Origin of the sequence: Patulibacter sp. NPDC049589 (assembly GCF_040675535.1) — a bacterium.
Classification (GTDB): Bacteria; Actinomycetota; Thermoleophilia; order Solirubrobacterales; family Solirubrobacteraceae; genus Patulibacter.
The window spans coordinates 1-18596 of sequence record NZ_JBFAPC010000056.1; the positions used below are offsets into that span (position 1 = coordinate 1).

An 18596-nucleotide genomic window follows, 5' to 3' on the forward strand; every position below is an offset into this window, starting at 1 on the left:
GTAAGGTTTTCTGGTGGCCGTGGCGCTGCCGCGCGGCATGCGACGCCTCCCTCCGGTGGCCGCCAGGATCGCTACCTCCCAGGAAGGTTTTCTGGTGGCAGTGGCGCTGCCGCGCGGCGTGCGACGCCTCCCTCCGGTGGCCGCCAGGATCGCTACCTCCCAGGAAGGTTTTCTGGCGACCGTGCCGCTCGTCCGCCCGCGGGCCGGCCGGCGGCACCGGGGACCTACGCCTCGGCGAAGTACTCGGGGTGCTCGGCCTTGATCGACTCGAGCACCGAGAGCACCATCCGCAGGTGGTGGCGCAGGGCCTCCTCGGCGCGGTCCGGGTCGTGGGCCGCGACCGCCTCGAGCACCGCGCGGTGCTCGTCGATCATCTCGCCCATGTACTCCGGGACCGGCAGGCTGAGTCGCCGGACGCGGACGAGGTGCCCGTCGGCGCGCTGCGCGAGCGACCACGCGATGCCGTGGCCGGACGCCTCGCAGAGCGCCTCGTGGAACGCGTCGTCGAGGACGAAGAAGCGGTCGAAGTCGTGGTCGGCGTGCGCCTCGTCCTGCTGGGCGACGATCGCCTGGAGCTGCTGCAGCTCGGTGTCGCTGACCTTGCCGGCGGCCAGGCGGATCGCGGCGCACTCGAGCGCCTCGCGGACGAACTGCGCGTCGGCGACGGCACCGATCGAGATCTTCGAGACGAACGTGCCGAGCTGCGGGACGATCTCGACCATCCGGTCGTCGCGCAGGCGGACCAGCGCCTCGCGGACCGGGGTGCGGCTGACGCCGAGCGCCTCGGCGAGCTCGTTCTCCGACAGCCGCCGGCCGGGCTCCAGCCGCCCCGCCACGAGCGCGTCCCGGAGCGCGTCGTACACCCGTTGCCGGGTCCCGCCACGGGCCCGGTCGGCGAGCGCGATCCTGAGGTCCGGCGGGGGCACGCTTGCATACTAGGTGGGCGGGCCCGTGCGGTGACCGGCCGGTGACGCCCCACCGGCACTTGGTCGCCATCCGCTCGCCGGGGACGAACCGACCGCGACCACGGTCCGCCCCACCGGCACCTGGTCGCCATCCGCTCGCCGGGAGCGAACGAACCGCGACCACCACCCGCGCTCCCGCGGCCGATCCCGCGGACGGGCTCCCCCGCCGCTCAGTCCCGCGGGTCGGGGATCGCGACGTAGCGGTACTGCAGGTACTCCTCGATGCCCTCGGGGCCACCCTCGCGGCCGAAGCCCGAGTCCTTGATGCCGCCGAACGGCGCGGCCGGGTTGGAGACGAGGCCCGTGTTGATGCCGAGCATGCCCGCTTCGATCGTGCGCGAGACGCGCAGCAGGCGCGCGGCGTCGTTCGTGTACGCGTACGCGACGAGGCCGTACTCGGTGTCGTTGGCCAGCCGCACGGCCTCCTCCTCGGTCGAGAACGTCGTGATCGGCGCGACCGGTCCGAAGACCTCCTCGTGGAGGATGTTCGCGTCGAGCGGGACGTCGGTCAGGACCGTCGCCGGGTAGTAGCGGCCGTCGGACTTCTCGGTGCCGCCGGCGGCGAGCGTCGCGCCCTTCTCGATCGCGTCGGCGACGAGCTCGCGGACCTTCTCCACGGCGTCGTCGGAGACCATCGGCCCGAGCGTCGTGCCCTCGGCGGTGCCCGGCCCGAGGACGAAGGAGTCGGCCATCTCGATGAGGCCCTTCGTGAACTCCTCTGCGACGGACTCGTGCACGAGGAAGCGGTTGGCCGACGTGCAGGCCTGACCGCCGTTGCGGAACTTGGCGATCTTCGCGCCCTCCAGCGCGGCGTCGACGTCGGCGTCGTCGAAGACCACGAACGGCGCGTTGCCGCCGAGCTCCATCGACATGCGCAACAGCGCCTTGCCGCCCTGCTCGGCGAGGTTGCGGCCGACGGGCGTGGAGCCGGTGAACGAGAGCTTCGCGGTGCGCGGGTGCTCGATCAGCGCGGTCGTCGTCTCACGCGAGTTCGTCGTCGTCAGGACCGAGACGGCCTTCGGCGGCAGGCCGGCCTCGATCAGGATGCCGGCCAGCGCCAGCATCGTCAGCGGGGTCAGCTGCGGGGGCTTGATGACGACGGAGCAGCCGGCCGCCAGGGCCGGCGCGATCTTGCGGGTACCCATCGCCAGCGGGAAGTTCCACGGCGTCACGAACACGCAGGGACCGACCGGGTCGCGCTGCGTGAGGATCCGACCGCCCGTCGACTCGTGGAACGCGTGGCGTCCCTCGATCCGGGTCGCGCGCTCGGAGTACTCGAGCAGGAACCCGCTCGCGTACGCGACCTCGCCCTTGGAGTCCGGCAGCGCCTTGCCCATTTCCAGCGACATCAGCTCCGCGAGCTCGTCGGACCGCTCGTTGACGAGCTCCCACGCGCGCCGCAGGACGTTGGACCGCTCGCGCGGCGAGACCGCGCGCCACTCCAGGAAGCCCTCCCACGCGCCGTCCATCGTGGCCTGCGCGTCCTCCGGCGACGCGTCGGTGACGTGGGCCAGGACCGAGTCGTCGGCCTTGTCCGTCACGACGAAGGTGTCGCCGCCGAGCTTCGTCCACCCGCCGTCGATGTGGCTCTGCGCGGGGACGCGCAGCGGGAGGTCGGGAGTCTGCTCTTCGGCCATGGTGGTCCTCGCTCTGCTCGGTTCCTGGGTCGGCGTCCGACCCCCGGCGCGCGTCGCAGCTGCCGGTCGATCCATCCTGTCACGCGCCTTCCGGCCCTCCGGCGGGACGCCCCGTCGCGGGTGCCGGCGCGTCGCCGGACGACCCGTGCGGTCCGTACCCCGGGGGTCGTGGGGTCATGCGGGAGCGGGTCTCGGCCGATCCCGGCCGGTACCCCACCCGTCGAGTCCGCCGACATCCGTCAGCCGGAGTTCGCCCGACGCCGGGGCGGCCCGACACCCGCCGACGCAGGCCACGGTCGAAACCGGACACCCCGTGGCCGACGATCGGCCGACCCCCAACCGGCCGACACCCGCCGACGCAGGCCACGGTCGAAACCGGACACCCCGTGGCCGACGATCGACCGACCCCCGGCGTCGCCCCGCCCCGCCGCGGGCCCCTCAGTCGAAGACGACGACCTGCCGCACGCCCTCGCCCCGCGCGAGCCGTTCGAAGCCCGCGTTGATCTCGTCCGGGCGCAGCCGGTGGGTCAGCAGGCGATCGACCGGCAGCCGGCCGGCGCGGTAGAGCGCGACGAAGCGCGGGATGTCGCGTTCGGGGACGCACGAGCCGAGGTACGAGCCGCGCAGCGTGCGCTCCTCGGCGGTCAGCGAGACGGCGGAGATCGTCAGCTCGGCGGAGGGGTGCGGCAGGCCGACAGTCGTGGTCGTGCCGCCGCGGCGGGTCGCGGCGTAGGCGTCCGCCAGGACGCGGGCCGAGCCGACGGTCTCGATGCCGTGGTCCGGGCCGCCGTCGGTCAGCGCCTTGACCTGGGCGACGACGTCGTCGCCGGAGTGGATCGCGTGGGTGGCGCCGAGCTCGCGGGCCAGCGCGAGCTTCTCCTCGACGACGTCGACCGCGATCACCGGGTGGGCACCCGCGGCAACCGCGCCGATCAGCGCCGCCAGGCCGACGCCGCCCAGGCCGAAGACCGCGACGGACTCGCCGGGCCGGACCTGCGCGGCGTTGACGACGGCGCCGACGCCGGTGAGCACCGCGCAGCCGAAGAGCGCGGCGATGTCCCACGGCACCTCGGGGTCGATGCGGACGACCGAGCGCGCCGACACCACGACGTGGTCGCTGAAGCCGGACACGCCGAGGTGGTGGTGGACCTCGCCGACGTCGTCGTGCAGGCGGCGGCCACCGGCCAGCAGCTCGCCCCGGCCGTTGGCCGCCGCGCCCGGCTCGCAGAGCGCCGGCCGGCCCTGGCGGCACGGATCGCAGGAGCCGCACGAGGGAACGAAGGCCATGACGACGTGGTCGCCGACCGCGAAGCCGAGCGCCCCGCTTCCGCCGTCGGCGCCGGCGGGCCGGGCGGTCCCCTCCCCCAGCGCGACGACCTCGCCCGCGACCTCGTGCCCGAGCGCCATCGGCGTCGGCCGCGGGCGGTCGCCGTTGACCGTCGAGAGGTCCGAGTGGCACAGGCCCGCGGCGCGCACGCGGATCAGCAGCTCGCCGCGCTCCGGCGGGTCGAGGCGCAGCGTCTCCTGCGTCAGCGGCCGGGTCTCGTCGTACGGCCGGGCGACGCCGGTCTCGCGGAGGACGGTCGCGGTCGTGGTGGTCGGGAGCGTCCCGCTCGCGGCGCTCACGCGTGGGCCCCGACGCGGTCCCATCGCCCGGCCCTGCGTCGGCGCACCGGAGCCGTCGCCTGCGAGCGTCCGGACCCGCGTCGCCGCTGCGGATCGGTCGTCCGCCGGCGTCCGGCCTCGCGTCCGCCGTCGCCCCGGAACCCGTCGATCGCCGCCATCGGGCCATGCTATGCCTCGATGGTGAACTTCGCCCGGGACACCGTGGACGCCGCCGATCCGGACGCGACGGCCCTGATCGAGCTGGCGCGCGACGGGTCGCGGCGGGTCTGGTCGTTCGGCGAGGTCGCCGACGGTGCGGCGCGGCTGGGCGGCCTGCTCGCCGCCCGCGGGGTGGGCCGCGGCGACGTCGTCATGACGCTGATCGGCAACCGGCCCGAGTGGGTGCTGACGATGGTCGCGTGCTTCCGGATCGGCGCGGTCGTCCTGCCGTGCACCGAGCAGCTGCGCGCGGCGGACCTGCGGTCGCGGCTCGACGCGCTGCCCGGCGGCGTGCGGCTGATCGTCGCCGACGACCGCAACCGCGACGTCCTCGCGGAGGCGGCGCCGGACGCGGACGTCGTCTGGATCCAGGACCCGGACCTGCTGCAGGCGGACCCGGCCCCGGCCGTCGACCTGGAGCCCGCCGACGGCTGCCTGATCACCTTCACGAGCGGCACCTCCGGCCGCGCGAAGCCCGTCCTGCACGGGCAGCGGTACCTGACCGGCCAGGCCGTCCAGGCCGAGCACTGGCTGGGCGCCGGGCCGGACGACCTCGTCTGGTGCACCGCCGCGAGCGGCTGGAGCAAGAGCGCGCGGAACGTCTTCATCGCGCCGTGGCTGCGCGGCGCCGCGGCGCTGCTCCACGACGCCCGGTTCGACCCGGCCGAGCGGCTCGAGCTCCTCGTCCGCGAGCGCGTGACCGTCCTCTGCATGGCCCCGACGGAGTACCGCGTGATCGGCGCCCGCGCGATCGTGCCGGAGCTGCCGGACTGCCGCGGCCTCGTCGCCGCCGGGGAGGCCCTGAACCCCGAGGTCATCCGCGCCTGGCGGGAGGCGACCGGCCTGACGATCCGCGACGGCTACGGCCAGACGGAGACCGGCCAGATCACCGGCGTGCCGCCCGGCGGCGAGGTCCGCCCCGGATCGATGGGCCGCCCGCTGCCGGGCGTCCGCGCGTGGATCGACGCGGGCGAGCTCGTCGTCGACCCGGCGACGGTGCCGACGTTCTTCCTCGGGTACCTCGGCGCTGACGACGGGCCGGCGGACGGCACGCCCGCCCCCGGCGCGGCCCCGTCGGCCCACGGCGCGGCCCCGTCCGCCGCCAGTGCGGTCCCGTCGGCCCACGGCGCGGCCCCGTCGGCCGCCAGTGCGGTCCCGCCCGCCGCCGGCGCGGCCCCGCCCGCCGCCAGTGCGGTCCCGTCGGCCGACGGTGCGGCTGCCGCCGACGCTGCCCCTCCCACTCCCGACTCCATCCCACCTGCCGACCGCGCCGCCTCCGGCGAGGTCTGGCGCACCGGCGACCGCGTGACGCAGGACGACGACGGCTACCTCTTCTTCGAGGGGCGGACCGACGACGTGATCATCAGCGCCGGGTACCGGATCGGGCCGTTCGAGGTCGAGTCGGCGCTCGTCTCGCACCCGGCCGTGGCGGAGGCCGCCGCGGTCGCGGCACCGGCCCCCGAGCGCGGGTCCGTCGTCCGTGCCGTGGTGGTGCTGCGTGACGGCCACGCTCCGTCCGACGCGCTGGCGCGCGAGCTCCAGGACCACGTCAAGGCCCAGACTGCGCCGTACAAGTACCCGCGCATCGTCGAGTTCGTGGACGAGCTGCCGAAGACGTCCAGCGGGAAGGTCCGCCGGAAGGACCTGAGGGAGGGCCGGAGCCAGGGCTCGCAGGCCGGAGCCGGGGCCACGCCCGGCGGCCGCGGCGCGGCAGGTCGCTCGGCTTCGGCCGCCGGCTCCGCCCCTCGGGGGCCGCGTGACGACGACGGCTCGCAGGCCGGAACCGGCACCACGAGCGACGGGGCGTCCCGATGACCTCCCGCGACCGCGGCGCCGCCGCCGTCGCCCGCGACCTGGCGCGGATCGTCGGGGACGTCCACGTGCGTGAGCCCGTGCCTGCCGAGCTGCTGCAGGACGCGACCGAGACCCGCGGCGTGCGGGGCGAGGCGTTGGCCGCGGTCTTCCCGGCCGACGCCGAGGAGACCGCCGCCGTCGTCCGCTGGGCCGGCGCGCAGGGCGTGCCCGTCGTGCCGCGCGGCGGTGGGACCGGCTACTCGGGCGGGGCGGTGCCGGACGCCGGGTCGATCGTCCTGGCGACCGACCGCCTGACCGGCCCGCCGACGATCGTCCCCGAGGCGTGGCGCGGGACGTTCGGCGCCGGGACCGTGACCGCCGACCTCCAGCGGCGCTGCCTCGAGGCCGGGCTCTTCTTCGCGCCGAACCCCGGGTCGGCGGAGTCGTGCCGGATCGGCGGCAACGTCGCGACGAACGCCGGCGGGCCGCGGTCGTTCCGGCACGGCTCGACGCGCGCGTGGCTCTCCGGGCTGGAGGTCGTGCTGCCCGGCGGCGAGCTCGTCCGCCTCGGCGGCGACGCCCGCAAGAGCGTCGAGACCCTCGACCTCCTCGGCCTGCTCTGCGGCAGCGAGGGCACGCTCGGCGTGATCACCGAGGTCACGCTGCGACTGCAGCCGGCGCCCGAGGTGGCGCTGCCGGTGCTCGCGGTCTACCCCGACCGGGACACCGGCCTGGCCGCGATCGCCGCCGCGATGGCCTGCGGCGTCGTCCCGACGGCGCTGGAGTTCCTCGACGGCGGCGCGCTGCGGGCGGCCGCGCAGACCTTCCCGGGCGGCCTGCCGGAGGCGGCCGCCTTCGCGGTCATCGCCGAGGCGCTGGGTCCCGCGGACATCGCGGCGCTGGAGGCCGCCGCCCTGGCCGAGGCCCTCGCCGACGACGCGCTGAAGGTCGTGCGGCCGGACACCCGCGCCCGCGTCGAGGCCCTCTGGGCCTGGCGCGACGGCGTGTCGCTCGCCGTCGTCGCGGCCCGCGGCGGCAAGCTCTCCGAGGACGTCGTCGTCCCGGCCGAGCGGCTCGGTGAGGCACTGGCCGCCGTCGACCGTCTGGGGGCCGAGCACGGCGTGCCGGTCACCTCGTGGGGGCACGCCGGCGACGGCATCCTCCACGCGACCGTGCTGGTCGACCGCAACGACGCGGCCGCCCTGGCCGGCGCGCGCGACGCCGCCCACGCGATGCTCGGGATCGCCGCCGACCTCGGCGGCGCCCTCAGCGGCGAGCACGGCATCGGCTCGGTCAAGCTCGCCGGCGCGGCGGCTCTGGACCCCACGGTCCTCGCGACCCAGCGCGCGGTGAAGGACGCGCTGGACCCCCGCGGCACCATGAACCCGGGCCGGAAGCTGCCGCCGGCCTGAAGGGCGGGGCGGAAGCAGGCCGGCCTGACGGGCGTCCTGTCGACGAAGCGCCTGCAGGATGGACACCACCCACCCTCGACGCCCCGTCGAGCGTGCGGTCCTTCGTCCCTGACGAGGAGCAGCGCACGCTCGACGGCGGGGCGCGTCTTCCCCGACCGCCGGGGTCCCGGCAGCCCCGGCCCACCCCCGATGTCTCACCGAGAGTGCGCTGCTTCGCCCCTGACGAGGTGCAGCGCACTCTCGACCACCCACCGCCGCCCCACCCCGCAGTCCCGGCAGCCCCGACCCCGGCCCACGGCCGCCCCACCTCCTCCGACCGGCGCGACGCGGGGCCTCAGGCCAAGAGCCCCGACCCCACCCAGTCCGACGGCCCGGCCGCCCCGCGCGGCGCGAAGAAGTAGCCGCCGCCGACCGGCGTGACGTAGTCGGTCATCGGCTCGCCGGCCAGGCGCGCCTGGATCTTCGCGAACTGGCGCTCGATGCTCGCGTTGTGGGCGACGAACAGCAGGCCGGTGTCGAGCTGGCCGGCCTCGTCGAAGCCGCGCGAGTAGTTCGTCGCGCGGCGGACGATGCGCTGCGGGCGGGTCGCCGCGGTACGCGGGTTGGCCATCCGGATGTGGGCGTCCAGGGGGACGCGGTCGCCCTTCGGGTCCAGGTCGTAGCGGGGGTCCTGGCGCTCGTGGTCGCCGCCCATCGGCGCCCCGGTGTCGCGGCGCCGGCCGATCATGTTCTCCTGCTCGCGCAGGCCGACGCGGTCCCAGAACTCGACGTGCATCCGGATCACGCGCAGCACGGTGTAGGTGCCGCCCGCGGTCCAGGCGGGCTCCGGAGCGCGACCCGCGACCCACACCAGGCCGCCCTCGTCCTTGGCGTCCGGATTGGCGGTGCCGTCGCGGAAGCCGAAGAGGTTGCGCCGCGCGCCGTGCGGCGACGGGGCCCGATCCGCGCTCTGGAAGCCGTCGATCGTCCAGCGCAGCGCGAACGCGTCGCGGACCGGCCGCAGCAGCTCGCGGACGGCGTGGACGACGGTGTCGCGCCGGTTCGCGGCGACCGTCACCAACACGTCGCCGTGGCTGCGCGCCGGGTCGAGGTCGTCGTCCGGGAACGCCGGCATCGCGATCAGCTCGGCCGGCCGGCGGTCCCGCAGGCCGTAGCGGGCGTCGAACAGCGACGCGCCGAACGCGATCGTGACCGTCAGCGCGTCGGGTGCGACGACCACGCCGAGCGTCCCGGAGTCCGCCGGCGGCGCGTCGACGTCGGAGAGGTCCGGCGCCGCGGTCGTGCCCTGCGAGAGCTCGCGCGCCCGGGCGCTCAGCGAGCGCAGTCCCTGGATCAGCGCGCCGCGGTCGGCCGCGATGGCGTCGAGGGCGAGGTGCGTGACGGCGTCGGTCTGCGGCGTCAGGATCCCGCTCTGGTGCGGGCCGTCGAACGGGAACCGCGCGTCGAGACCCGCCGCGCCGGTCGACGGGAGCGCGGCCGGCGGCGGCGCGTCGTCCGCCCGGGCGGCCTCGGCCGTACCGGCGCCGATCAGCGCGCCGGCGCCGAGCGTCCCGGCGGTGCGGAGCAGGAAGGCGCGGCGATCGGTGCTCATCGGGACTCCGGGATCTTCGGGACGTCGGGGGGCAGGACGGTCTCCAGCGTGCCCGGCACGGCGGCCAGGGCCTCGAGCGCGGCGCCGAGCGCGCCGGTCAGGCGGGCCCGCTCGGTCGACCCGAGCGCGTCCAGCCGCGGGGTCGTGCCGTGATGGCCGCGGCGGATCCCGGCGAGCACGCCGCGTAGCTGACCCATGCGGGTCTCCACCGGCTCGAGCGCGTCCCCGCGGCCCTGCAGGATCGGCCGCAGCGTGCCGAGCACGACGCCCGTGGCGTCGACCGACGCCGCGGTGGCGACGACGCCGGCGCTGCTCCACGGCGCGGCGCGGTCGCTGAGGAAGTCGCGCTGCGCGTCCTCGAGGATCTCGTGGGCGCGGGTCGCGTAGTCCAGCGGCGTGATCTCGACCGTCCGGACGCGCGCGGGCAGTCGGGCGACGAGACGCTGCAGGCGTTGGGCGGCGGGGACGATCGACGCGGGCCGCCGGCCGGTCCAGAGGTCGTGCTCGACCCGGTGCAGCCCGGAGAACGCGGGGTCGTGGACGCCGCCGCGCAGGCCCCCGGGCGTCCCGTCGATCGCGTCGTCCAGCGCGCCGAGGGCGCCGTAGGCCGCGCCGAGCAGCAGGTAGCGGCGGTAGGCCGCGGTCCAGGCCGTGCGGGCCGCGCCGCGGTCGCCGCGCCGCAGGGCCGCGGTGAGCCGGGCGGCCGGCGCGGCCATCGCGACGGCGTCGCGGCCGGCGTAGCGCCGGTACGCGGCGATCGGCCGGTCGAAGGCGGCGACGGGCAGCGGCGCGGTCTCGGGGATCGCCCGCTCCGGGTGGGCGGCGGACGCCCTGCGGACGGCCGCGCCGCCGGCGGACTCGAGGTAGACACCGGAGGACCCGCGGGCGGCGTCGCCGGCCGGGGCGACGCTGTGGGCGGAGCGCGCCACCGGATGGTCGGCCGGGTGCCCCGACGGTGACGCCGCACCCGCCACGAGGGCGACGACCGCGATCCCGACGACCGCGGCGAGCACCCCGAGGAGCCGGCGCAACGGGCGCCGGGAGGCGAGGCGTGAGGGACGCACGACGGCGGAATCTACGACCGCCGGACATCGTCCACGTGAACCGGCCGTGAACATCCTTGGCGCAACCAACCACTCCCGGATGCGCACGCGCCAGCTTGCCCCGATCGGCCCCGAAGTCACACGAAGGTCACAGCCACGAGGCCGTCGGGGCGCACGATCGCGACGTCGACGGCCGGGATTCCCGGCGCGCCGGCCCGGCTCCCTCGGCCCCGCGCGGCCACGCCGGACCCTCCCCTCATCCACCCGGAGCACCCCTCGTGCGCAAGAGCAAGACCTTCCTTGCGGGCGGTGGCCTCGCGGCCGCCGCGGCGGTCGTCATCGGGATCAGCGGCGCGCATGCCGTCGATTCCGTGGCGCCGTCAGCCGCCCCGACCACCACCCCGATCAAGCACGTCGTCGTCCTCTACGACGAGAACGAGTCGTTCGACCACTACTTCGCGACCTACCCGAACGCCGCCAAGCCGGACGGCGACGCCGCGGCGGGCGAGCCGGCGTTTCACCCGAAGCCCGGCACGCCGAGCGTCAACGGCCTGTCGGGCCCGCTCCTCACGAACAACCCCAACGCCGCGAACCCGGCGCGGCTGGCCCGGGGCCAGGCGGTGACCTGCTCCCAGAACCACGGCTACGGCCCGGAGCAGAAGGCGTTCGACGGCGGTCTGATGGACAAGTTCGTCGAGAACACGCAGGGCGGCGGCTGCACGGCCGGTGAGAAGGGCCAGAACATCGTCATGGACTACTACGACGGCAACACCGTCACGGGTCTGTGGAACCTCGCGCAGAACTACGCGCTCAGCGACAACTCGTTCTCGACGAACTTCGGTCCGTCGACGGTCGGGGCCATCAACCTGATCTCCGGCGAGACCGGCGGCGTCACCACCGGCGGCTCGATCGCCGGCTCGACGGAGAACAACGCGATCATCGGCGACCCCGGTCCGTCGACGACGCAGGACGACTGCACCTACGCGGGCTCGACGGTCACCCTCGGCGGCAAGAACGTCGGCGACCTGCTGAACGCCAAGGGCCTCTCGTGGGGCTTCTTCCAGGGCGGCTTCCGGCCCGACACCCCCGCCGCAGGCGCGAGTCCGGCGCTCTGCACCAAGACGCACAACAACGTCGCGGGCGTGAACAAGCTCGACTACATCCCGCACCACGAGCCGTTCGAGTACTACGCGTCCACGGCGAACAAGCACCACACGCCCCCGGCCTCGACGTCCGAGATCGGCCTCGACGGCGGCGCGAACCACCAGTACGACCTGACGGACTTCGACGCCGCGCTGCAGAACGGCACGCTGCCGTCGGTCTCGATCCTCAAGGCCGCGGGCTTCGAGGACGGCCACCCGCAGTACTCCGACCCGCTCGACGAGCAGCGGTTCATCGCCCGCACGCTGAACGCGCTGGAGAACTCCCCGGAGTGGAGCTCGACGGCCGTGGTCATCGCCTACGACGACTCCGACGGCTGGTACGACCACGTCGCCTCCCCGAACGTCAACCCGTCGGCGTCGACGTCCGACGCCCTCAGCGGCACGGGCAAGTGCGGCACGGTCAAGGACGTCGGCGCGGAGAACGCGCGCTGCGGCTACGGCCCGCGCCAGCCGCTCCTCGTGATCTCGCCGTACGCCAAGCAGAACTACGTCGACCACGCGCTGACCGACCAGAGCTCGATCCTGCGGTTCATCGAGGACAACTGGAGCCTCGGCCGGATCGGCGGCGGCTCGATGGACGCCAAGGCCGGCTCGATCCAGGGCATGTTCGACTTCACGAGCGGCGCGAAGGCCCCGAAGGTCTTCCTCGACCCCGACACCGGCGTCGTCACGAAGACGGTGGCCGACCCCACCGGGACGTCGACGACCCCGACCACGACGGTCACGACGCCCGGCGCCACGGTCACCACGCCCGGCGCCACCGTCACGACCCCCGGGGCGACGGTGACCACGCCGGGCAAGACGATCACGACGCCCGGGAAGACGACGAAGGCCCCGAAGGTCACCGCGTCGTGCTCCGCGAAGCGCAGCGGCAAGCGCATCACGGTGTCGTGCACCACGAAGGGCGCGACGAACGCGACGAAGGCGAACGTCCGGATCCGGCTCTACCGCGGCTCGAAGCTGCTCGGGACGAAGACGGCGGCGCTGAAGAACAAGAAGGCGGCGCTGACCCTGACCTCGAAGAAGGCCTGGCCCAAGGCCACCTACACGCTGCGCACCACGGTGACGCAGATCGGCGGAGTCACCTCGAGCACGAAGAAGCTCGCGCTGCGCTAGCCACGACGCGGGGCGGGCCGACGCGGCCCGCCCCGCCGCGCCTCAGCCCCCGACGCGCAGCCGCAGGATGCGGTCGTCGCCGGAGCGCACCGAGCCGCGGCCGTCGCGGTTGGACGTGCTGAACCACAGCGACCCGTCGGGCGCCGCGGTGACCGCGCGGATCCGGCCGTAGCGCCCGGAGAAGCGGGCCTTCGGCGTCCCGGCCCGCGCGCCTTTCAGCGGCACGACCCACAGGCGCTCGCCCCCGAGGCCGGCCACGTAGAGCGTCGAGCCGACGATCGCCGCGCCGCTCGGCGAGGACTCCTCGGTCGTCCACGTGACCTGCGGGTTCGTGAACGTCCCGCCCTGCGTGTCGCCCTTGCCCTCGACGAGCGGCCAGCCGTAGTTGCCGCCCTCGCGGATCAGGTTGACCTCGTCGGTGGTGTTCTGCCCGAACTCGCTGGCCCACAGGCGGCCGGAGCGGTCGAAGGCGAGGCCCTGGACGTTGCGGTGCCCGAGCGACCAGACGCGGGACCCCGGGAACGGGTTGTCCTTCGGCACGGCCCCGTCGGGCTCCATCCGCAGGATCTTGCCGTTCTGCTTCGTCCGGTCCTGGGCCAGCGCGGTGTTCCCGGTGTCGCCGACGCCGGCGTAGAGCTTGCCGTCCGGCCCGAACGCCAGCCGGCCGCCGTTGTGGATCTGGGCCTTCGCGAGGCCGGTCAGGACCGTCCGCGGGCGGATGCTCCGCGTCGAGGCCGTGAGCCGGAAGCGCACGATCCGGTTGTCGCTCGCGGTCGTCAGGTACGCGTAGACCAGGCGGTCCTTCGCGTACGTCGGCGACACGGCGAGGCCGAGCAGCCCGCCTTCGCCCGCCTCGGCGACGCCGGGGACGCGGGCGAGCGTCGTCGCCTTCCGGCCGCCCTTCGCGATCCGCTTGATCAGACCGCCGCGCTCCGACACGAGCGCGTCGCCGGAGGGCAGGAAGACGATGCTCCACGGCGTGTTCAGGCCGGTGGCGATCGTGCTGGGGCTCGAGGAGGCCGCGCGGGAGGTGGCCGCGTCGCCCGCCGTCGTCGCCGAGGTGCCCGACACCGGGGCGGTGGCCGCACCGGCCGTCGTCGCCGCCCGGGCCGCCGGCGCGTCGTCGCTGTCCGCCGACGAGGACCCGCACGCCGCGAGGACCGCCACGCCGGTCATCGCGAGCACGGTCGCCGTCAGTCGGGTGCGCATCACCCCATGCTGCCCGATGTGGCGCGTTCCCACGCCACCCGGGCGGCGGGGTGCCGCTACTTGCGGCGCTTCTTGCGGCTGCTCCCGGGCGAGGCCTTCGGCTTCGGCGCCGGGGCGGGCTCGGACTCGGGGATCGCCTTCGAGCCGCCGCCGGCGCGGTCGGCCTCCTCGAGCAGCTGGGCGCGGGTCGGCCATGGCACGGCCTCGCCGAGGTCCCACGCCGGCGGACGGCCGCCCGGCCAGCGGCCGAGGATCGTGAAGCCGAGCGCGATGAACCAGAAGGCGCGCAGGAAGTCGCCCTGCTGGCCGAGCAGCGGGATCACGACGAGCACGGCGAGCAGCACGCCGATCGAGCCGATGACGCGGGTCAGCAGCCCGACGTTCATGGCGCTGAGGGCGGCGGCGCCGAGCCCGATCGCGGAGAACAGCGAGCCGACGCCGGCGATGACGCGGATGCTCGTGAGGTCGTCGCGGGCGCTGTTGAGCGCGTCGTTGGCGGCGCCGTTGGTCTGCGCGGCCTTCGCGAGCTCGGAGAAGTCGTGGTACTGGACCGCCTGGTAGATGATCGCGACGATCGAGCCGATCCCGAAGAGGATCCCGCCCGCCAGCGGCGCCCACAGGAACCAGCGCGGGAACGACGGCCGGCGGCGCCACGAGGCGCGCAGCAGGCCGTAGACCACGGGCGCGGCGATCAGCATGCCGATGCCGGAGGCGACGCCGCCGCCGATCACGAGGGTCCAGTGCTCGCCGTAGTGCGAGGCGATCTCGGACTTGGCGCCCGTCAGGCCGGGACCGTGCCCGGGGGTGGCGAAGAACGCCAGCGACTCGGAGACCGACTTCGTCCGGTCGATGTCGTCGTCGATGCCGCGCGTCGCGATCGTCTGCAGGACGAACGAGATCACCGGCAGGATGCCCGCGATGATCGCGGCGGTCCCGGCCTTGGTCAGCCACGACTTCTCGAGCGCGATCGTCTCGGCCGGGTCGAGGGCGTCGGGGATCGGCTTGACGGGGCGCTGCTTGCGCTCGGTGCTCATGCGGACTTCCGGTCGGAGGTTCGGGGCGCTCGGACGCGCGACGGCACGCGGCGGACGATCCAGCGCTCGGCGCTCGCCCCGGTGCGGCCGACGCGCTCCACGGTACCGACGAGCAGGTCGAGGCCGGGGCCGGCGACCCGCAGCGCGGTCTCCAGACGCCCGCGCCAGGCGCGCTGTCGGGGACTGAGTCGGGCCACGGGCGGTGATTCTACGGACCGCAGGTACCGTTGCACCGTGCCCGCGACCCCCTCCCCCGACGCGACGGGTCCGGCGCCCGCCGCCACCGCCGCGCCAGACGCCCCTGCGCCCGACGTCTGCCCGGCCTGTGGCGGGGTCCTGCGGGCCTGGCGGACGGTCCCGACGAGCGACGCGTCGCTGCCCGGCGTCTTCGCGCTCCGGCGCTGCGCGACGTGCGGCACGGCCGTCACCGCCGGCGAGCCGCCGACCTTCGACGACGCGCACGACGGCGGCTCCTACGCGACCCGCCGGCCGCGCGGGTCGGGCCTGGCCGCACCGCTGCTGCACGCCTTCGACCGCCAGCGGCTGCGGCTGCTGGCCCGCCACGGCGGCCGCTCGGGCCGGCTGGTGGACGCGGGAGCCGGCCGCGGCCGCTTCGTCGCCGCCGCGCGCGACGCCGGCTGGGACGCCGGCGGCCTCGAGCCCGCCGCCCGGGGCGTCGAGGCGGCCCGCGACGTCTACGGCGTGACCCTCGACCGCGCCGGGATCGAGGACGCGGCCGTCCCGCCCGGCTCCGCCGACGCGGTCACGTTGTGGCACGTGCTCGAGCACGTCGCGGACCCTCGCGACACCCTCGCCACCCTGCGCGACTGGCTGCGGCCCGGCGGCCTGCTGCTCGTCGGCGTCCCGAACGTCACGGCGCTCCAGGCCCGGATCGGCGGGGACCGCTGGTTCCACCTCGACGTCCCGCGGCACCGCACGCACTTCTCCCCCGAGGGTCTGCGCCGTGCCGCGGAGGCCGCCGGGCTCGAGGTCGTCGCGTTCCACGGGGTGCTGCTGGAGCACAACCCGTTCGGCATGTGGCAGTCGGTGGTCAACCGCCTGAGCGGCACCACCTCGTACCTCTACTACCTGCTCAAGCGCTCGGCGCCCCTGCGGGCCCGGCCGCTGGCGATCACGCTCCTGGCGCTGCCGCTGATCCCGCTGCTGGCGGTCGTCGAGTTCGCCGCCGGGGCCCTGGGACTCGGCGGGACGATGGTCCTGGTCGCCCGCCGGCCGGACTGACGAGCGCCGACGCGCCAGGCGCCGCCGTGGCCCGCCCGGCGGACGCCACGACCACGGCCCGCTACGATCGGCTGATGGAAGGCTTTGGCGGACTCTTCGGCGACCCGGACGACCTGCAGCGGAAGATGATGGAGTTCGCTGACCAGATGCAGGGCCAGCAGAAGCTGGCCTGGGCGGACAACGCCATCGGCCTCGCGGTCCAGATGACGGTCTCCGCGATCGGCCGCGTGAACCTCCAGGGCGACGCCGAGGCGCAGGCCAACCAGATCCGCCAGGTGATGGCGGTCGTCTTCCCCGAGGCCGTCACGCTCGTGCGCGAGGCCCGCCAGGGCCTCGGCTAGGCCCTCCGCCCGGGCAGACGCCGGTCGCGTCCCCGGGCACCCCGGCCGCCGCGCAGACCGCGGCGGCCGACCGATGGCGTGGACCGGAACCCGGCCCGCGAGCCTCACGCCCCGGCGCCCGGCTCCCCCGCGGTGCCGGTCGCCGCGGCCGCCTCCGCCGCCCGGTGGTCCTTGCCGGCGCGGATGACCTCCTTGAAGGAGCGGAAGCCGAAGATCTTCACGAGGGCGACGAAGCCGACGCCGAGGCAGATCGCGGCGATCGCGATCTGCTGGCCGACCGAGTAGGCCGCCACGGTCGCGCCCGTGGCGCTGGCCGCGAAGACCTTGACCATGAACGCCTGCTGGACGCCCGCGCCGCCGGGGGTGAACGGCATCAGGGCGGCGACGGCGTTGATGCCGTGCACGAGCAGCACGTTGCGCACCGAGCCGCCGACGTGGAAGGCCTCGAGCAGCGCCCAGAAGGCCGCCAGCCGGAAGATGTAGGCCCCGAACATCACGAGCCAGACCTCGCGGAAGAAGCGCCGGCGGTCCTGCAGGATCGTGAAGCCCTGGCGCACCTTCGCCCAGAAGCGGCGGGCGCGCTCGGAGAGGACCGCGAACGCCACGAACCCGGCCACGACGACGAGCGTCGCGAGGAACAGGCTGAGCTTCGGGTTCGCGAACAGGAACGACAGGTCGAACGCGCCGAGGTCCGCGAACTCGGGCGGCTTCGGGAAGACGCCCTGGGTGAAGGCGAAGATCAGGATCGGGACGGCGATCGAGAGGTCGAACAGCGCCTCCACCGACATCGCCGCGGTGATCGCGGGGTACGTCGACCGGTCGATCGACGTCTTGATCAGGAAGACCTTGATGACGTCGCCGCCGCGGGCCGGGATCACGTTGTTGAACCCGTAGGCGGCGATGTACGCGCCCCAGACCCGGCGCCACTGGATCGTCTCCGTCGGGTACGCCGCCCGGAGCACGTTGAAGAACCCGCGGGAGCGGATCGTCAGGTAGACGACGAACAGGACCAAGCCGATCCCCAGCGCGACGAAGTTCACGTGCGCGATCGAGGAGAAGAACGACCCGATCGAGTCGAAGACCTCGGACACCCCGGCGAGGGGTGGCGCGACCTGGGGTGCGGCGGCCGGGGGCACCCGCCAAGCCTACGCGGGGCGGCCCCCGGACCGCGCCCGGCGGCGGCGCCAGGCGCTCGCTCCCGGCGCGCCCCGCCGGCCGAGTTGGCGCACAGGCGCTCTCCTGGCGTACCAGGAGACAGATGGCGCAGCGTGGTTTACCCTCGACTCATCAGGGCGCGCGATCATCGTGCTCCCACCCACCACCGCCCTTCAGCGAAGAACGAGACCATGCCGGAGACGAGCAGCTACTCCCTTCCCTACGCCCAGACGCAGCGCGCGTCGTACGGCGCCATCCTCAGCCAGACGATGTTCCTGGTCGCGATCGCGATCGCGTTCCTCGTCGTGGGCTCCTACGTCGGCGCGGGCCCGGGCGACGCCGAGTCTCTCGGCCGCGGCGCCGCGATGGGCTGCACCATCGCGGCGATCGTGCTGCTGTTCGCCCAGAGCTTCGTCGGCGCGCTGCGCACCGGCCCGGCGGGCATGGCGCTCCTGTTCGCCATCGCGCTGCTCCTCGGCCTGGGCCTCGGCCCGGTGCTCGAGGCCTACAACGTCACCGGCAACGGCGACGTCGTGACGAAGGCGGCCGGCACGACCGGCCTCGTCGTCGTGGCCGCGGCCGCCGGCGGCACGCTGATCGCGAAGGACCTCTCGGGCTGGATGAAGCCCCTGTCGATCGTCCTGCTGGTCGCCGTCGGCGTCTCCTGGGCGATGCTGATCTTCGGCGGCGGCGGCGGGGCCGCGGGCGACGTCGTCTCCCTGGTGATCGGTGCCGCGTCCGCCGTGGCGATCGTCATCTACTTCAACTTCCTGCGCCTGCAGGCGACTGAGGACGACGTCGTCTGGCTCGCGACGGGCATCTTCGTCGCGGTCGTGAACATCTTCCTCACGCTGCTGAACATCTTCAGCGACTGAGTGCGCGGCGCGCCGGCGCCGGCCCGCAGGTCCTCGACGGGGCGGCTTCGGCCGCCCCGTCGTCGTTCCGGGGGCGCCTCCCGGCCGTGGACCACTCGACGGCGACGAGTCCGCGCCGCCACGCGGCTCGAGCGGTGGCGACGGGCCGGGACGCCATGCGGATCGGACGACGGGGGCGGGCCGGACGGCCACGCG

15 protein-coding genes are annotated in these 18596 nt (G+C 74.9%); 6 read left to right on the forward strand and 9 right to left on the reverse strand.

The annotated features are described in order from the left end of the window. Nucleotides 1–224 precede the first annotated feature (224 nt). The 3 genes from AB0L40_RS12530 to AB0L40_RS12540 all read right to left on the reverse strand — a co-directional run bounded on the left by AB0L40_RS12530 (nt 225) and on the right by AB0L40_RS12540 (nt 4228). The gene (locus tag AB0L40_RS12530) at nt 225–926 is read right to left on the reverse strand and encodes a GntR family transcriptional regulator (protein ID WP_364354399.1); all 702 of its coding nucleotides are present in this window, start codon (nt 924–926) and stop codon (nt 225–227) included. Nucleotides 927–1135: 209 nt separating this feature from the next. Next, a complete protein-coding gene (locus AB0L40_RS12535) occupies nt 1136–2602 on the reverse strand; it encodes an NAD-dependent succinate-semialdehyde dehydrogenase (RefSeq protein WP_364354402.1) in 1467 nt (488 codons plus the stop codon). 438 nt (nt 2603–3040) lie between these two features. Then, on the reverse strand, nt 3041–4228 hold the full coding sequence (locus AB0L40_RS12540) for a zinc-dependent alcohol dehydrogenase family protein (protein ID WP_364354405.1): 1188 nt from the start codon (nt 4226–4228) through the stop codon (nt 3041–3043). Nucleotides 4229–4405: 177 nt separating this feature from the next. Between AB0L40_RS12540 and AB0L40_RS12545 the strand changes: the two genes are divergently transcribed. Together AB0L40_RS12545 and AB0L40_RS12550 are read left to right on the forward strand one after the other, a co-directional pair. Further along, the gene (locus AB0L40_RS12545; RefSeq protein ID WP_364354408.1) at nt 4406–6241 is read left to right on the forward strand and encodes an AMP-binding protein; all 1836 of its coding nucleotides are present in this window, start codon (nt 4406–4408) and stop codon (nt 6239–6241) included. Next, on the forward strand, nt 6238–7632 hold the full coding sequence (locus tag AB0L40_RS12550) for an FAD-binding oxidoreductase (RefSeq protein WP_364354411.1): 1395 nt from the start codon (nt 6238–6240) through the stop codon (nt 7630–7632). The genes AB0L40_RS12545 and AB0L40_RS12550 overlap by 4 nt, the downstream gene beginning before the upstream one ends. Before the next feature lie 334 nt (nt 7633–7966). Here AB0L40_RS12550 and AB0L40_RS12555 read toward each other — a convergent pair whose 3' ends face one another. Then, on the reverse strand, nt 7967–9223 hold the full coding sequence (locus AB0L40_RS12555) for a Dyp-type peroxidase (protein WP_364354414.1): 1257 nt from the start codon (nt 9221–9223) through the stop codon (nt 7967–7969). Next, nucleotides 9220–10287 carry an EfeM/EfeO family lipoprotein gene (locus tag AB0L40_RS12560; RefSeq protein ID WP_364354417.1) on the reverse strand — a complete coding sequence of 356 codons (1068 nt, stop codon included), beginning with the start codon at nt 10285–10287 and terminating at the stop codon, nt 9220–9222. Before AB0L40_RS12560 ends, AB0L40_RS12555 begins: the two co-directional genes overlap by 4 nt. A 257-nt stretch (nt 10288–10544) precedes the next feature. Between AB0L40_RS12560 and AB0L40_RS12565 the strand changes: the two genes are divergently transcribed. Continuing rightward, entirely contained in the window at nt 10545–12545 is a 2001-nt protein-coding gene (locus AB0L40_RS12565; RefSeq protein ID WP_364354420.1) for an alkaline phosphatase family protein, read from the forward strand. Nucleotides 12546–12587: 42 nt separating this feature from the next. Here the strand turns inward: AB0L40_RS12565 and AB0L40_RS12570 are convergent, their stop codons facing one another. Genes AB0L40_RS12570 through AB0L40_RS12580 form a run of 3 tightly spaced genes read right to left on the reverse strand, consistent with a single transcriptional unit; the run spans nt 12588 to nt 14985 of the window. After that, entirely contained in the window at nt 12588–13754 is a 1167-nt protein-coding gene (locus AB0L40_RS12570) for a PQQ-dependent sugar dehydrogenase (RefSeq protein WP_364354422.1), read from the reverse strand. A gap of 56 nt (nt 13755–13810) precedes the next feature. Beyond that, complete coding sequence (locus tag AB0L40_RS12575) at nt 13811–14788, reverse strand: hypothetical protein (protein WP_364354425.1); 978 nt, start codon at nt 14786–14788, stop codon at nt 13811–13813. After that, entirely contained in the window at nt 14785–14985 is a 201-nt protein-coding gene (locus AB0L40_RS12580; protein WP_364354428.1) for a hypothetical protein, read from the reverse strand. Before AB0L40_RS12580 ends, AB0L40_RS12575 begins: the two co-directional genes overlap by 4 nt. Nucleotides 14986–15022: 37 nt before the next feature. Here AB0L40_RS12580 and AB0L40_RS12585 point away from each other — a divergent pair, with 37 nt between their 5' ends. Both AB0L40_RS12585 and AB0L40_RS12590 read left to right on the forward strand, forming a co-directional pair. Beyond that, the gene (locus tag AB0L40_RS12585) at nt 15023–16030 is read left to right on the forward strand and encodes a class I SAM-dependent methyltransferase (protein ID WP_364354431.1); all 1008 of its coding nucleotides are present in this window, start codon (nt 15023–15025) and stop codon (nt 16028–16030) included. A 74-nt stretch (nt 16031–16104) separates the two neighbouring features. Continuing rightward, nucleotides 16105–16371, forward strand: a complete 267-nt coding sequence (locus AB0L40_RS12590) for a hypothetical protein (RefSeq protein ID WP_026911004.1) — start codon at nt 16105–16107, stop codon at nt 16369–16371. A 104-nt stretch (nt 16372–16475) separates the two neighbouring features. Here AB0L40_RS12590 and AB0L40_RS12595 read toward each other — a convergent pair whose 3' ends face one another. Further along, nucleotides 16476–17507: a lysylphosphatidylglycerol synthase domain-containing protein gene (locus AB0L40_RS12595; protein WP_364354436.1), complete on the reverse strand. Its 1032-nt coding sequence runs from the start codon at nt 17505–17507 to the stop codon at nt 16476–16478. 210 nt (nt 17508–17717) lie between these two features. Here AB0L40_RS12595 and AB0L40_RS12600 point away from each other — a divergent pair, with 210 nt between their 5' ends. After that, nucleotides 17718–18401, forward strand: coding sequence for a Bax inhibitor-1 family protein (locus AB0L40_RS12600; protein ID WP_364354439.1), 684 nt, complete (start codon nt 17718–17720; stop codon nt 18399–18401). Nucleotides 18402–18596: the final 195 nt, after the last annotated feature.

What these genes read in the sequence shown, in the direction of transcription:
- AB0L40_RS12535 (WP_364354402.1), bottom strand. Translation starts at nt 2,602, where the DNA reads ATGGCCGAAGAGCAGACTCCCGACCTCCCGCTGCGCGTCCCCGCGCAG.
- AB0L40_RS12550 (WP_364354411.1), top strand. Translation starts at nt 6,238, where the DNA reads ATGACCTCCCGCGACCGCGGCGCCGCCGCCGTCGCCCGCGACCTGGCG.
- AB0L40_RS12575 (WP_364354425.1), bottom strand. Translation starts at nt 14,788, where the DNA reads ATGAGCACCGAGCGCAAGCAGCGCCCCGTCAAGCCGATCCCCGACGCC.
- AB0L40_RS12600 (WP_364354439.1), top strand. Translation starts at nt 17,718, where the DNA reads ATGCCGGAGACGAGCAGCTACTCCCTTCCCTACGCCCAGACGCAGCGC.
- AB0L40_RS12555 (WP_364354414.1), bottom strand. Translation starts at nt 9,223, where the DNA reads ATGAGCACCGATCGCCGCGCCTTCCTGCTCCGCACCGCCGGGACGCTC.
- AB0L40_RS12590 (WP_026911004.1), top strand. Translation starts at nt 16,105, where the DNA reads ATGGAAGGCTTTGGCGGACTCTTCGGCGACCCGGACGACCTGCAGCGG.
- AB0L40_RS12570 (WP_364354422.1), bottom strand. Translation starts at nt 13,754, where the DNA reads ATGCGCACCCGACTGACGGCGACCGTGCTCGCGATGACCGGCGTGGCG.
- AB0L40_RS12545 (WP_364354408.1), top strand. Translation starts at nt 4,406, where the DNA reads ATGGTGAACTTCGCCCGGGACACCGTGGACGCCGCCGATCCGGACGCG.